The following is a 14,784-nucleotide window of genomic DNA, read 5'->3' as shown; positions in this document are numbered from 1 at the left end:
ACTCCGAAGTCTTCGCCAAACCCGACCTTGGGGTTATGGGTCCCGGATCTGCGCTTCGCTTGTCCGGGACGACAGCTGCGGTTGTGCTACGACAACCGCATATCCAGCAGCCTCCGCCCTTCACCCTTCAGCAGCTTCTTCACCGTGCTCGACGCCACGACCTCGCCGTCGTTGGCATAGGCTTCGTGGTTCTTCTCGATGTCGTCGAGGCGGTAGAGGTAGTTCACCATCACGCCGGCCGACTCGCGCACGCCCTTCGGCGAGAGGTCGCCCAGCCAGTTGATGCGCTCCAGCCGGGCGCCGTTGCCGAGATGGAAGCGGGCGACGGAGTCGATCATCTTGCCTTTCGGCGTGCGGGCCTTGAGGAAATAGTGCGCCGCGAGCGGCTCGATCACGCCGCGCAGCAGCGCGGTCGTCTCGGGGCTCTCGAACCATTTGGGATCGTCGAGGCGCTTCAGCGTCTCGCGGTCCTCGTCCGACAGCGGCAAATCCCTGTCCTGCTTCACCCATGCCATGAAGCCCGGCACCGGCGACAGCGTCACGAAAGTGTCGAGCTTGGGCAGCTCGCGGCGCAGCTCCTCCACCACCTGCTTGATCAGGAAGCTGCCGAACGAAATTCCGCCGAGCCCGCGCTGGGTGTTGGAGATCGAATAGAACACGGCAGTGCGCGCGCGCTCGATCGGCAGATACTGGCGGTCGACGGCGAGCAGCGGCGCGATTGCGCCGGGGATGGTCTCGGTCAGCGCCACCTCGACGAAGATCAGGGGCTCGTCTACCATCGCAGGGTGGAAGAAGGCGTAGCAGCGGCGGTCGACGGGATCGATGCGGCGACGCAGATCATCCCAGTCCGAGATCTCGTGCACGGCCTCGTAACGGATGATCTTTTCGAGGATGTTGGCCGGGGTCGACCAGTCGATCCTGCGCAGCACGAGAAACCCCCTGTTGAACCACGAAGAGAGAAGATGCGAGACGTCGCGATCCAGCGCGGCGAGATCGGTGTGTCCGTTCATCATGCCGAGCAGGTCGGCGCGCATGCTGACGAGATCGCCGGTGCCGCCGGGCGCGCGGTTGAGCCGCCGGATCAGCTCCTGCCGCCGCGGCTCGGAGGCGAAATGCAGCGAGCTTGCGTCCTCGTCGCTAGGCGCGACACGCCATTTCTCGATTGCCTTGGACAGGCGCTCCCGGTCCGGGCCGAAATCGCGCACCAGTCCGTCGAAGAAGGCGCGGCGTCCCGCCGCATCCAGCTCTCGATAGATGTCGAGCACCTCGCGCGCGATGGCGACGCCCGATGCTTCGCCGCGGCCCGACAGCAGCGCGTCGCAAAGCTCGAGCAGCCCATCGGCATCCCGCCTGGTATCGGCGGAATCGCCACGACGAAGCAGTGTGCGGCCGCGCTCGGAGATGGTGGCGAGCAGGTCGGAGAAGAAGGCGTTGGCCATCGGGGCTTTCGTATCAGGTTTGTGCGTTGCGGAAGCTTACACGGGATTTGGGCGGAAACCGATCACAATCAAGCGGAGGAATGCGGCAACTTTAGTCGGGCCGTGCGTTTGGAGAATGCCGACATGCCCGGCGAGGTTGATGTCGCGCGGTCTGCTCACCCCAAAACGCGCTATCATGCCCCCGCGCATGCGGGGCATCCAGTACGCCGCGGCTTTTCGCTTCTGGAATACTGGATTGCCCGCCCCAATGGCAGCCTACTTCCCCGCAAACTCCGTCGGCGTCCGGCCCGTCACCTGGCGGAACGCGGCCGAGAACGCCGGCACGCTGGCATAGCCGAGCTGGGTTGCGAGCTGTTTCACCGACACGCTGGCATCCGTCGACAGGCGCTGGATCGCAGCTGCGATCCGCGCGCGCTGGCACCAGCTCTTGAAGCTCAGTTGCGTCTCCGTCGAGAACAGCCGCGACAGCGTGCGCGCCGAGGTTCCGACCTCGCGCGCCAGTGTGTCGATGTCGTGCAGGCCGGTGGGGTCGTCCAGCACGATCAGCGCGGCGCGGCGGCAGCGCGGCTCGTGCGGCAACGGCACGAAGGGTGCGGAATCCTCGGCCTGGTGCAATTCCAGCATCACGAGGCGCACCAATAGCTCGGTGCGCTCCTCGGTGTTGCGCGCGTCGAACAGGGCAAGGATCGCCTGGTTGAGCAGCGGCGACACCCGCACCACGAACTCCCTGGTCAACCCCTCATAGCGCTGCTCGCGCTTGAGCCAGGCGAGGTCGAAATATAGCGTGCGCATCTCGATGTCGGCGAGCAGGTCGAGGGCATGCTCGAGCCCGGCCGGCACCCAGACGGCCCGGTCCGGCGGCACCAGCCAGCGTCCCTCCGGCGTCGTCACCTGCATGGTGCCGCGTACCGCATAGATCAGCTGCGCCTCGCGGTGCAAATGCGGGTCGATCCGCATGCCCTTGGGATAGTCGCGCGCGACCAGGTGCACGCCGGCGGGCGAGCGATGGTTGCTCCGGACCTCCCGCAGGATTGGCGTTTCCAAGATTGGCGTTTCGAAGACAGTCATTGGCGGCACCCCGTCATGGGGAGGACATATAACTCATTTCGGAGCAGGAAGGGATTCCGGGAATGAACAGCCCCAGCCGTGTCATCAGTTTCGTCAACGCAGGCCATTTCATCGACCACTATTCGATGCTGATCTTCGCCGCCGCGGTGATCATCATGGGGCCGGCGCTCGGCATGGCCTATTCGGAACTGCTGCCCTATGCGACGCCGGGCTTCGTCGCCTTCGGCGCGGGCTCGCTGCTGACCGGCTGGCTCGGGGGCCGCTGGAGCCGCCGCCACATGATGGTGATCTTCTTCGTCGGCATCGGCCTCTCCATGATCTCGGTCGGCCTGGTGCAGACCCCGGCGCAACTCGGCGCCGCTCTGCTCGCGATCGGCATCTTCGCCTCGATCTATCATCCCGTCGGCACCGCCATGATCGTGTCCTATGCCGACCGGCTCGGCCGCGAGATGGGCATCAACGGCGTCTGGGGCAATCTCGGCGTCGCCTCCTCGGCGCTGGTGACAGGCGTGATCGGGCAGTATCTCGGCTGGCGCTTCGCCTTCATCATCCCCGGCATCGTCACGATCCTGATCGGCATCGCTTTTGCGATGCTGGTCGTGCACGAGGACCGCAAGAGCTCGAAGCAGGCAGCCGCGCAGGCGCGGGTGGCCAAGCGGGACATGTGGCGCGTGGTGCTATCGCTGCTAATCGTGGTGATCGCGATCTCCACGACGTTCAACGCCGTCACGGTGGCGCTGCCAAAGCTGTTTGCGGAGCGGCTGGCCGATCTCACCAGGAGCCCGGCGCTGCTCGGGGGCATCGCCGCCTGCGTCTATGTGTTCGGCGCGATGACCCAGTACACGATCGGCCGGCTGCTCGACCGTTATTCGCTGAAGACGGTGGCGCTGCCGCTCTCCTTCATGCTGGCGCCGTTCCTGTATCTGGCCGCCAGCCTAGAGAATCTGCCGCTGATTTTGGTGTCGATCGGCATCGTCATGGGCGCGTTCGGGCAGGTCACGGTCAACGACGCCATGGTCGGCAAGTACACCAGCGAGGAATGGCGCTCGCGCGCCTACGCCGTGCGCTACTTCATCGGCTTCACCGCGGCGGGGGCCTCGGTCGGCCTGGTCGCCTGGCTCTACGAGCAGGGCGGCTTCGTCACCATGCTGCACGCCTTCGCCGGCCTCTGCCTGCTCGCGATCGCAGCGGCCATCATCCTGCCGCGCGAGATCAGGACGCCGGCTGGTCAAAACGCCTGATCGGTAGAAGACCGCTGTCGAGATTCTTGCGCGATCTCGTTCGCAGCGGGAAGCTGACGAGCGAACGGTGGTGAGATGTTCGTCGTCGGCCGCTTCACAATGGCTCGCCTGTCCTTCACATAGGCGATAGTAACACCCAACCTTTCCACGCTGCCGATGATCTCGCCATCGAGGTCGCGATCGCAGTTCATGTGCGTCGGAGCGATAAAGAATTCCGACTCGTCCCATTCGGACCGGAAGTCCCAACGCAGTTGTGGAAGCGTGACAGTGTGATCGAACGCCGGGCGTTCTCCACATACGGCAACGGAATAGACCGTCGATGTTTTATCTTCGAGCGGTGTCTCTTCGCGGACGAACGTCTCGAGCATTCGGATGGCTTCCGGCATGCTGTTGAACCAGTAGTCCAGGTCAAAGCGGCGAAAAGCCCCCGGAAGTCCTCCGGTCACGGCGTTGTAGGACAGGTTCTCGTAGGGATGAAGCCTTGCCAGCATGACCCCTTCCGACAGGAAGGACGCGCACACCACGGCAAGTCCCGCACAGGCCAGTCGGCGGCCGCGCAGGGCAATCGCATCGAGGACGTCGCTTAGACCAACGCCGGCCAGCGTGGCCAGAGGAGGAAGCACAAAAAGGAAATGGCGCATGCCGTTGAATGCAGGGCCATGAACGAGCGCTTGGCAGCCCAGGGGAACCAGAACCATCGCCGATAGCAATGCGAGATCGCGGCACCGGTCCGGACCTTGCTTGACGGGACGCCAAAGCAGCGAAACCATCGCCAGCGCGGCGCCGGCCTGGGTGATCAGCGGCACGCGGATGAAGAGATAGAAGGGAACATAGATGCGCGGCACGTGGGCCATTTCGTACGCGCGCCCGGCAAACAGCGTTCGGATCGCATACTGAAATTCCGAGTACGCAAATAGGCCACGGACGGGATTGAGCGGCGAAAGCGCAGCCCACGGCCAGGCCAGGATCATCAGCAGATAGGCGACCGCCACGGCAGGACATATCTTCAACAGGGAGTTGGCCGCAAAGGCAAGGCGCGCAGCGCGGCTTTCCGTCCAGGGCAGATAGATCAGGACTGCAAGTCCGAGATAGACGAACAGCAGAAAACCATAGCTTCGCAGCCCGAGAGCTGCCCCGGCAAGAAAGCCGAAAACCGCAACATGCAGGGTGCGCGGCGCTGGCAGTTGGCGGGCCAAGCGGAGAAGGACCAGTGTCGCTCCGGCCATGGCCGCCGCAAAGGGAATATCCTTGGTGTGGTTGAACATGGCGCCGTACCAAGCGCCACAGAGCGCAAGCGCGATCATGGCTATGAGGCCCGCGCGAGGTCCGGCGATCGACCGCGCGGCAGCGCCACTGAACGCGATGCCTGCGAGGCCCGTAGCTGCGCAGAGAATGTGCCGCAATTCGTAGATATCGACGGGGATGACTTGGCCGAGCGCGATTGCTATGACGTCGAACAGACCTCCGTAGAGATACAGGTTATCGAAGGTGAAGAGATCGCGTATCCGCAGTCCGCTCTGATAGTATGCGATGATCAATTCGCCGTAGCGATGCTGGACGGCCTCGTCATTGGAAATGGCGTAGTCCTTCGCTGTGAAGCACGCGATGACAACCAGAGTTGCAAGAAATGCCAGGGCTAAAAAGTCGAAGGTGTTCGAAGGGGTGATGCTGCGCCGAGGGCTCTCAACAAGGCCCTTCGCTGCGTGCTCGACGGAAATCCGGTCGCTCGCTGCTTCTGCTTCAACTCTCAACAGCGCATGGTCCGATCTCATGTGCGGCTCGCTCGCCTGCAAAGCGAGTTGCTAGGCCTCTTGGAGCCTGCCTTCGATGGGCTGCATCTGGCTTTGTCCGGCATGGCCGATCCCTAGAACTTGTGACCTTTGTCCCGCAGCAGCTGGGTCATCTGTCCCTTGATCTCGTCGCTCGCTTCGCGCGAGATATCCTCGGCGATCTTTCGGCCGGTCTCCGAGAATTCGCGCGATCTTTCGATGTATTTCTGTCCGGTCGCGGTGCGGCCGAACGCTTCGATCTCGTGCAGTTCTTCCACTGAGAAGTTCGCCGCGTAGAACGCTGCAGCGCGCTCGATCATCGTATTGTTGTATTTCGATTGGCCGGCTTCCAAAATAGCCGGCACTCCGGCGTCAAAGTCCCGCTCGATCTCCGGACGGCCCTGAGACAGAACCGGTCGAAGGCTGAACAGAATGCCCGGAAGCAGAGCCTTGTATTGATCGGTCACCCTCAGCGTCATGACAAAGCTCCGAGCCGCGTCCATTGCGGCGGATGATGGGTCGTCTGCCCGCGCGATACCCATTGTGAGCAGGATGGCGCAAACAATCGTCAGCACCTTGTGCATGCCTGTCTCCTCCGCGCATCTGCTCACGCGGCGCTCGGCTGAGTGCGAGCCACGGGCGTTGCCTCCGGTTGGAGGATGGTGTCCAGGCGCTCGTCGCTGCTGGCGTCCACGAAGAGATTTGGGACCCGTTGTGCACGATCCAGAAGCCAGGCGACCGCGCTCATGACGACCATTCCACCGATGCTGAGCAGAATTTGCTCGATCACCTGGTGCTTCCACTGAACCAGTATCCAATGCACCCCGAACGACAGGAAGACGCCGAGGCAGAACAGCGGCAGCGAATGCTGGCCGCACAACACCAACGGACGGAGCCATCTCGACTTCAGTCCGGCCCAATCCCGGCTGAGATAGCGCGAGACGATGACTGCCAGCGCAAGAAAGTGCGTGAACCGGAGCATGTCAAGGTCCGTCTTGTCGATCGGATAGATCAGCTTGATCATCCATTTCGGGATCAACGACTCCAGAAATGCGCTGTGCCAGGTCATCACGATCACCAGCGCAAAAGCGATCCAGCTGATCGCGACTGCGAAGACGATGCGCGACTGAAGGAATTCGCTGATTTGAGCGACCGCGCCGCATCCGCACCAAGCACCGAAAAAGAACATCAATTGCCAGGCGAACGGATTGAAATACCACGTCGCCCCTTTCGGGTAGGACGGCAGGTTCCAGTCAAAATAGCGAGCGAGCAGGTACAGCACGATCGAACCTGCCAAGGTCAGATTCGGGCGTCGCACGAGGCACCACACCACGAACGGCGAAACGAAAACCAGGGATATGTAAAGCGGCAGGACGTCCAGATCGACGGGTTTGTATTGCAGCGTGAGCGCCTTGCCGATCAACTCGTCGGGATGGGCGAGGAAGTTGGCGACGTTGAACTCGTCCTTGTACATGGGATTGTCCCACTTCCGCGCTGCACGGGCGATCTGTGCCGTGAAGGCGAGGAACAGCAGGATGTGGGCAACGTACATTTGCCAGGCGCGCAGCCACAGTCGCTTCAACGCCGGAAGAAACCGGCCCGCCGCCACGATGGGAACGTAAATGAATCCGAGGAGATAACCGGAGATGAAAACGAAGAACTCCGCTGCGTCGCTGAAGCCGTAATTGCGCAGCGTGAGCCAGGCCACGACGTCGTCCGGAATGTGGTCGAGAAAGATCATCCAGAGGCCGAGGCCGCGCAAGAGATCGAGCCTCAAGTCCCGCTCTACGACAAAAGGATCCGTGCTCTCTTTCGCCATATCAGCCAGCCCCCCCCCGGTTGAGTAAGTCATCATCAAGAACGTTGCGCGATCAGCTTTGGTATATCCGCCTTGGCGCGCTCGTGCCCGGACATTGACCATTTGTACCACGTGAATACCCTTGCAATGCCGTACAGGATCAAGATGCCGCCGGCGCCGACCACCAGGTGCAGCACGAAGCCCGCATCAAGCTCGATGAGCAGTGCGTAGCCTGCGAATGACAGGGCGACGCCGAGCGCAAAAATTTGAAGAGAATACTGTCCGCAAAGGATGAGGGGGCGCGCCCAGGCCGATCGTAACCCCGCCCAGTCGCCCGGCACGAAGCGTAGCGCGACGACGGCCAGCGCCAGGAAATGCGCAAACCTCAGGATGTCGAAATCGGTCTTGTTAATCGGATAGATCAGCCCCGCCACCCAGCCGGGGATCGCCTGCTCCAGGGACGGAAAATACCACGTCATGGTCACAAAGAAAGCACCGCAGAGATAGGCGACGGCCAGCCAGAACACGGATCGGGAATTGAGGATCGGCGATAGTCGCTTGCCTCCGCCAAGCGCGCACCAGGCGCCAAACACGAACAGCAGCTGCCATCCATAAGGATTGAACGACCAGAAGCCGTCTGGATAGGTCGACAAATGCAGGTCGTATCGAAGCATGAGCACATAGAGTCCGGCCGATAGAGCGAGCGGCAGATCCCGGTGCAATTTAGCGAGCAGCAGCACCAACGGTAGAAAAGCCATCAGAACGACATAGAGCGGCAGAACATCCATGTTCAGCGGGCGGAATCGCAACAGTAGTGCCTGGATCATTTCGGAACCAGGTTGTTTGAAGAATTCTCCGACCTCCATCTCCTGGATGTAGAACGCCGGCTTCTCGGAAACCGTAGTAACGAACGCGATTTCGGCCATCAGGACCAGGAAGAGCAGAAGATGCGCGGTATAGATTTGCCAGCCCCGCCGCAGCACACGCGCTGTCCCGATCACGAAGCCAGCCTCGAAGGTTGCGCGACCGTAGACCAGGGCTGCGGTGAAGCCGGAGATGAAGATGAACACTTCGGCGGCGTCGCTAAACCCATAATTGCGTATCGTGACCCATGTCAGGAGGTCGGGTGAAACGTGATCGACATAAATGAGCCAGAGGGCCAGGCCGCGGAAGAAGTCGAGCCGCAGTTCTCGCTCGCCCTTGGCGACGGCAAAGCCAGGTGTTGTGAGGGACGGCGACGAAGCCGACGCGACGCCATGCCGCTTTGACTGGGGGTAACCTCTGGCGAACCAGGCGGCGAGCCAGATCAATCGGAGGTATTGTGGGCGCCTCGTGAGCCCAATCTCGGCACGCGCTCCATGGATACCAAGAATCGGCGAACGCCTCATTGGTCCCCCTCCCTGTTCCGAGAGGAGCTTAACCGCCGCTCTGGAACAAGAAAATCGAAAAAATCGAAAATGCGATGCCTCCATAGGGACGCAACCCAATACCTCACACAACGAATGCTGTGCGTGGGGGCTGCATAGTCGGTACCAGGGGACCTATCTAATGCCTTGGTTCTATGGCTTCGTTAGCCAGTCGGCATTGGTATTGACCGAGAAGGACTGCCAGAGCTGACGCATCGAGGGATGCGGCGTTCGGCCATTCATGGCACCCGGCTTCGCTGGGCTCCCACCTCGGAGAATATTGCGGCACGTCGCGCCATGCCGTTCTTGCTGCATTCTGCCAGTTTTCTGCGAGACGGAGCAAGTGATCTTCGGCAAGGCAGAAACTTTCCAGGTTTTTCCAACCCGTCGCTGTTGCGCATGGGTTGCTTTCGCTCTTTTGTCTTTGTTCTAACCCTGGTCGCGGAACCTGCTCCTCCTCCCGCGGGTTCTACCCTTGTAGCCGCCGGCATCTTGCAGGGGCAGCAACGGGGAAGACGCCTGCATGCAGTGGAGCCTGCTCCGACCGGTCGGCCTTGTCCCCGCGGCGCTTGTCCTCACCACCATTGCGGCCGGCGCGGAGGGCGGCAAATCGGCCAGCCCGTCCGAATTCCTTCTGGTGACGCAAATCGTGCTGTTGGTCGCGGTCGGCCGCGGCCTCGGCGAGATCATGCAGCGGATCGGCCAGCCCTCGGTGATCGGCGAATTGCTCGCCGGCATCATTCTTGGCCCGTCGCTGTTCGGCTGGATCTGGCCGGAGGCGAAAGCCACGATCTTCCCGAAGACGCCCGAGCAGAAGGCGATGATCGATGGCATCGCGCAAGTGGGCATCCTGCTGCTGCTCCTGCTGACCGGCATGGAGACCGACCTCAAGCTGGTCCGGAAGGTCGGCAAGGCCGCGATCGCGATCTCGATCGCCGGCATCCTCGTGCCCTTTGCCTTCGGCTTCGCGCTCGGCGAGTTCCTGCCGGATGCGCTCTTGCCCAATCCGCAACAGCGGCTGGTGGCCTCGCTGTTCATGGGCACATCGCTGTCGATCTCCTCGGTGAAGATCGTCGCCGTGGTCGTGCGCGAGATGAACTTCATGCGCCGCAATGTCGGCCAGATCATCGTCGCGACCGCCGTGATCGACGACACCATCGGCTGGATCATCATCGCCGTCATCTTCAGCCTGGCCTCGCAGGGAACGCTGGACATCGTCTCGGTGGCGAAGGCGGTGCTGGGCACGCTCGCCTTCCTCGCGATCAGCTTCACCATCGGCCGCCGCCTGGTGTTCCAGCTGATCCGCTGGGCCAACGACACCCTCGTCAGCGCCGCGGCCGTCATCACGGTGATCCTGCTGCTGATGGGCGTGATGGCGATGATCACGCATGCCATCGGGGTCCACACCGTGCTGGGTGCCTTCGTCGCCGGCATCCTGGTCGGGGAATCCCCGATCCTGACGCGGCAGATCGACGAGCGTTTGCGCGGGCTGATCTCGAGCTTCTTCATGCCGGTATTCTTCGGCCTCGCCGGCCTCAGTGCCGATCTGTCGGTGCTGCGCGATCCCAATCTGTTGATGCTCACCGGCCTCCTGGTCGCGATCGCCAGCGTCGGCAAGTTCGGCGGCGCCTTCGTCGGCGGCACCATCGGCGGGCTGAACCATCGGGAGTCGCTGGCGCTCGCGAGCGGCATGAACGCCCGCGGCTCGACCGAGGTCATCATCGCCACCATTGGCCTCTCCATCGGCGTGCTCAGCCAGAACCTGTTCACGATGATCGTGACCATGGCGATCGTGACGACGATGGCGATGCCGCCGATGCTGCGCGCGGCGCTGGCAAGGCTGCCGATGAACAAGGAGGAGAAGGAGCGGCTGGAGCGGGAGGAGTTCGAAAGGCGCGGCTTCGTCGCCAATCTCGAGCGCCCGCTGCTGGCGGTGGACGAAAGCGTCAACGCCACCTTTGCCGCCCACGTCGCGGGCCTGATCGCCGGCATGCGCACCCTGCCGATCACCGTGCTGCATATCGGCAAGCAGCCCGAGGAGCAAGAGAAGAGCCGCGACGAGGAGGAGAGCCACGAAGCCGTGGTGAAGAAGGCTGCCGAGGCGGCCAATACCGCTGGCGAGGCCGGCAGCATCGACGTCGTGACGCGCGCGAGGCGCACGGCGCTCGGCGAGACCATCGCCGACGAGGCGCGCAAGGGTTTCGACCTCCTCATCGTCGGTGTCGGCAAGGTTGCCGCGACCAGGGATCGCTTCGACCGCAGGATCGAGGACATCGCAGCACGGTTCGAGGGGCCGCTCGCGATCGTCGCGGCCAAGGGCGAGCACCTGAAGCGGCCGATGCCCGACGCGCTCAACATCCTCGTTCCCGTCTCCGGCAGCGCTGTGTCCAAGCGCGGCGCCGAGGTCGCGGTCGCATTGGCGCAGGGAGGATCCGGCTCGCTCCGGGTGATCTATGTCGCGACCACACGCGACAAGGGCGCGCAGCGCGGCGCCTCCCGCGGCCTGAACCAGGAGGCGGGCATCCTGAAGGACGCCAGCGATCTCGCCGCCCGCTACGACGTCGACATCACCACGACGCTGCGGGTGAACCGCGCGCCGGAGGCCGCGATCCTGCGTGAGATCGACACCACCGACGTCGATCTCGTGGTCATGGGCGTCGACCGCATCCAGGCCGACCATCTGTCCTTCGGTGGCGTCGCCGACGCCGTGCTGAGGCAGTCGAAGGTGTCAGTGCTGCTGGTGTCGAGCGGCGAAGCGCGGCAGGCCCCAGCGGAGAAGGCTTGAGCGACGGTCTCTCCGCTGTCATTGCGAGCGCAGCAAAGCAATCCAGAGTGTCTCCGCGGCGGCAGTCTGGATTGCTTCGTCGCAACGGCTCCTCGCAATGACGGTTTTGGTTGGCGACCTTGTCTACTTCACCGCCACCGTCTCCGCCTTCACCGCCTTCTTGCTCGCCCGCCAGTTCTCGTATCGCTGCACCACCACGAAGAAGGCCGGCACGAACAGCACCGCAAGGCAGGTCGAGGCCAGCATGCCGGAGAACACCGTGATGCCGATCGACTTGCGCGCGCTGGCGCCGGCACCGGTGGCGAGCACCAGCGGGACAACGCCGAGGATGAAGGCGAACGAGGTCATCAGGATCGGGCGGAAGCGGGCGCGCGCCGCCTCGATGGCGGCCTCCAGGATCGGCTTGCCGTCGCGGCCGTGCAGCTCGAGTCCGACCTCGACGATCAGGATCGCGTTCTTGGCCGACAGCGCGATCAGCAGGATCAGGCCGATCTGGCAATAGAGGTTGTTGTCGATCTTGAGCCCGGAGAGGATCAGCATCGGCCCGAGCAGCGACAGCGGCACGGCGAGGATCACCGAGATCGGCGCGTACCAGCTCTCATACTGGCCGGCGAGCACGAGGTAGACCAGCAGCATGGCAAGTCCGAACACCCAGTAGATCTGGTTCGAGACCGCCTTCTCCTGGTAGGACATTGCAGTCCATTCATAGCCGGTGCCGGGCGGCAGCGTCTTGTCTGCGATCTCCTCCATCAGCTTCAATGACTGGCCGGAGGAGTAGCCCTGCGCCGGCAGGCCGATCACGGTCGAGGAGGGGGAGAGATTGTAGAGGCTGATCAGCGACGGGCCGGTGGCCGGCGTGATCTTGGCGACGGTGCCGATCGGGATCATGTCGCCGTTCGAGTTGCGCACCTGCATGTTGGCGATGTCGCGCTCGGTGACGCGGAAGGCGGGATCGGCCTGGGTGTAGACCTGGAACACGCGGCCGAACTTGTTGAACTGGTTGACGTAGGACGAGCCGAGATAGGTCGACAGCGCCGAGAACACCTGATCTGTGGTGACGTGCAGCGTCTGGGTCTTGATCCGGTCGATCTCGACGTTGAATTGCGGCACCGAGGAGCGGAACGAGGACTGCACGCGCTGCAGCGCGCTCTGGCTCTGGCCGTTGGAGACCATCGCGCCGGTGATGGCCTGCAGCTTGGCGAAATCGCTGTTGCCGTCGCGCAGCTCGACCTGCATCGAGAAGCCCGCCGCGTTGCCGATGCCCTGGATCGGCGGCGGCGGCAGCACGATGGTGCGGGCTTCCATGATGGCCGCGAGCTTGTCATTGAGGCCAAAGACCAGCGAGCGCAGATCCTCACCGGGTCCTTTGCGCGCGTCCCAGTCCTTCAGGATGATGTAGGCGACGCCGGCATTGGCAAGGCTGGCGCTGTTGTCGAGTGCGGAGATGCCGGCGATGGTGATGACCTGCGCCACGCCAGGCGTGTCCTTGATCAGCCCGCTCGCTTTGTCGAGCACGGCCTGCGTCCGGTCCAGCGCAGCACCGTCCGGCAGCTGCACGGCGGCGATCAGATAGCCCTGGTCCTCGATTGGCAGAAAGCCGGTCGGCACCCGCGACAGGCCGTAGCCGCTGGCACCGATGACCAATAGCGCGAACGCGACGGAGGTGGTGGCGTGCTTCACGAGGAATGTGATCAGCCTCGTGTAGCCGCGCTCGACGCGGTCATAGACCGCGTTGAAGCCGCGATAGAAGACATTGCGCTGCCCCGGTGGCACTGTCGGCCGCAGCCAGAGCGCACACTGTGTCGGCTTCAAGGTGGCCGCGTTGATGGCCGACAGAAGCGCGGTCGCCGCGATTACCAGCGCGAATTGCGAGTAGATCCGTCCCGTGAGCCCGGCAAGGAACGAGGCCGGCAGGAACACCGAGATCAGCACCAGCGTGATGCCGACGATCGGCGCAAACAGCTGGTCCATCGCCCTGATCGCGGCGTCGTGGCCGTTCATGCCCCGCTCGATGTTGTGCGCAGCGCCCTCGACCACGACGATCGCGTCGTCGACCACGATGCCGATCGCGAGAACGATCGCGAACAGCGTCGACATGTTGATGGTGAAGCCGAGTGCCGCCATCGCCGCGAAGGCGCCGATGATGGTCACCGGCACGGTCGTGGCGGGCACCAGCATCGCGCGCCAGTCCTGCAGGAAGACGAGGATCACGACTAGCACCAAGAGGCCAGCCTCGATCAGGGTCATGTAGACCTCGTGCACCGAGGCCTCGACGAACTTGGTGGTGTCGAATGGCGTATCGTATTTGACGCCTTCCGGGAAGCGCTTGGCAAGCTCGGCCATCTTCTTTTCGACCGCCTGCTCGACCTGGAGCGCGTTGGCGCCGGGCGACTGGAACACGCCGATGCCGACGGCCGGTTGCTTGTTGAGCGAGAAGATCTGGCTGTAGGTCTGCGCGCCGAGCTCGACCCAGCCGACGTCGCGCACCCGCGTGACGTCGCCGCTGGCGCCAGATTTGACGATGATGTTCTCGAACTGGCTGGCGTCGTCAAGCCGTCCGTTGACGTTGAGCGTGTATTGGAACCCCTGGCCCGGCGGCGTCGGCGGCGCGCCGACCTGGCCGGCGGAGACCTGCTGGCTCTGCTGCTGGATTGCGTTGATGACGTCCTGCGGCACCAGGCCACGCACCTGCAGCTTGTTGGGGTCGAGCCAGATCCGCATCGAATACTGGCCGGCGCCGAACACGGTGACGTTGCCGACGCCAGGCAGGCGGGAGAGCTCGTCGCGGATGTTGATGGTGGCGTAGTTGCTTAGATAGAGACTGTCGTACCTTGCATCCGGCGAGGTCAGCGTCACGAACAAGAGGATCGAGGTCGACCGCTTCTGCACGGTGACGCCCTGGTTCTGCACCGCCTGGGGCAATTGCGACAGCGCGCTGGAGACGCGGTTCTGCACCAGCACCTGCGCGAAGTTGAGGTCGGTGCCGATCTTGAAGGTGACGGTCAGCGTATAGGTACCGTCGGAGCCGCTATAGGACTGCATGTAGAGCATGTCCTCGACGCCGTTGACCTGCTGCTCGATCGGCAGCGCCACGGTGTCGATCACGGTCTTGGCGCTGGCGCCGGGATAGCGCGTTGTGACCTGCACGGTCGGCGGCACCACGTCGGGATATTGGGCGATGGCGAGGTTGAACAGCGCGACGCCGCCGATCAGGATCATCAACAGCGCGATGACGTTGGAGAGGACCGGCCGCTCGATGAAGAACTTTGAGATCATGG

The 14,784-nt window shown here is 63.2% G+C and carries 9 protein-coding genes; 2 read left to right on the top strand and 7 right to left on the bottom strand.

What is annotated here, in order from left to right; all coding sequences use genetic code 11:
- Positions 1-86: 86 nt before the first annotated feature.
- Positions 87-1,439, bottom strand: coding sequence for a malonyl-CoA decarboxylase (locus X268_RS25160; RefSeq protein WP_128927421.1), 1,353 nt, complete (start codon positions 1,437-1,439; stop codon positions 87-89).
- A 255-nt stretch (positions 1,440-1,694) separates the two neighbouring features.
- Positions 1,695-2,507, bottom strand: coding sequence for an AraC family transcriptional regulator (locus tag X268_RS25155; protein WP_128927420.1), 813 nt, complete (start codon positions 2,505-2,507; stop codon positions 1,695-1,697).
- Positions 2,508-2,569: 62 nt separating this feature from the next.
- Here X268_RS25155 and X268_RS25150 point away from each other — a divergent pair, with 62 nt between their 5' ends.
- On the top strand, positions 2,570-3,748 hold the full coding sequence (locus X268_RS25150; RefSeq protein ID WP_128927419.1) for an MFS transporter: 1,179 nt from the start codon (positions 2,570-2,572) through the stop codon (positions 3,746-3,748).
- On the opposite strand, the gene X268_RS25145 is transcribed toward X268_RS25150, so the two are convergent.
- From X268_RS25145 to X268_RS25130, 4 genes are all read right to left on the bottom strand, one after another.
- On the bottom strand, positions 3,736-5,520 hold the full coding sequence (locus X268_RS25145) for an ArnT family glycosyltransferase (RefSeq protein WP_128927418.1): 1,785 nt from the start codon (positions 5,518-5,520) through the stop codon (positions 3,736-3,738). The genes X268_RS25150 and X268_RS25145 overlap by 13 nt on opposite strands.
- A gap of 92 nt (positions 5,521-5,612) precedes the next feature.
- Positions 5,613-6,101, bottom strand: coding sequence for a DUF2059 domain-containing protein (locus X268_RS25140; RefSeq protein WP_128927417.1), 489 nt, complete (start codon positions 6,099-6,101; stop codon positions 5,613-5,615).
- A gap of 23 nt (positions 6,102-6,124) precedes the next feature.
- A complete protein-coding gene (locus tag X268_RS25135; RefSeq protein ID WP_128929379.1) occupies positions 6,125-7,336 on the bottom strand; it encodes an OpgC domain-containing protein in 1,212 nt (403 codons plus the stop codon).
- Between the two features lie 35 nt (positions 7,337-7,371).
- On the bottom strand, positions 7,372-8,625 hold the full coding sequence (locus tag X268_RS25130; protein ID WP_245477645.1) for an OpgC domain-containing protein: 1,254 nt from the start codon (positions 8,623-8,625) through the stop codon (positions 7,372-7,374).
- A 619-nt stretch (positions 8,626-9,244) separates the two neighbouring features.
- On the opposite strand from X268_RS25130, the gene X268_RS25125 reads away from it, so the two are divergent.
- Positions 9,245-11,506, top strand: a complete 2,262-nt coding sequence (locus X268_RS25125) for a cation:proton antiporter domain-containing protein (protein ID WP_128927415.1) — start codon at positions 9,245-9,247, stop codon at positions 11,504-11,506.
- Positions 11,507-11,629: 123 nt separating this feature from the next.
- On the opposite strand, the gene X268_RS25120 is transcribed toward X268_RS25125, so the two are convergent.
- Positions 11,630-14,782, bottom strand: coding sequence for an efflux RND transporter permease subunit (locus X268_RS25120; protein WP_128927414.1), 3,153 nt, complete (start codon positions 14,780-14,782; stop codon positions 11,630-11,632).
- Positions 14,783-14,784: the final 2 nt, after the last annotated feature.

The organism is Bradyrhizobium guangxiense, from assembly GCF_004114915.1.
Classification (GTDB): domain Bacteria; phylum Pseudomonadota; class Alphaproteobacteria; order Rhizobiales; family Xanthobacteraceae; genus Bradyrhizobium; species Bradyrhizobium guangxiense.
Note: the sequence above shows the minus strand (reverse complement) of the source record. Positions and strands in the feature narration are given on the sequence as shown.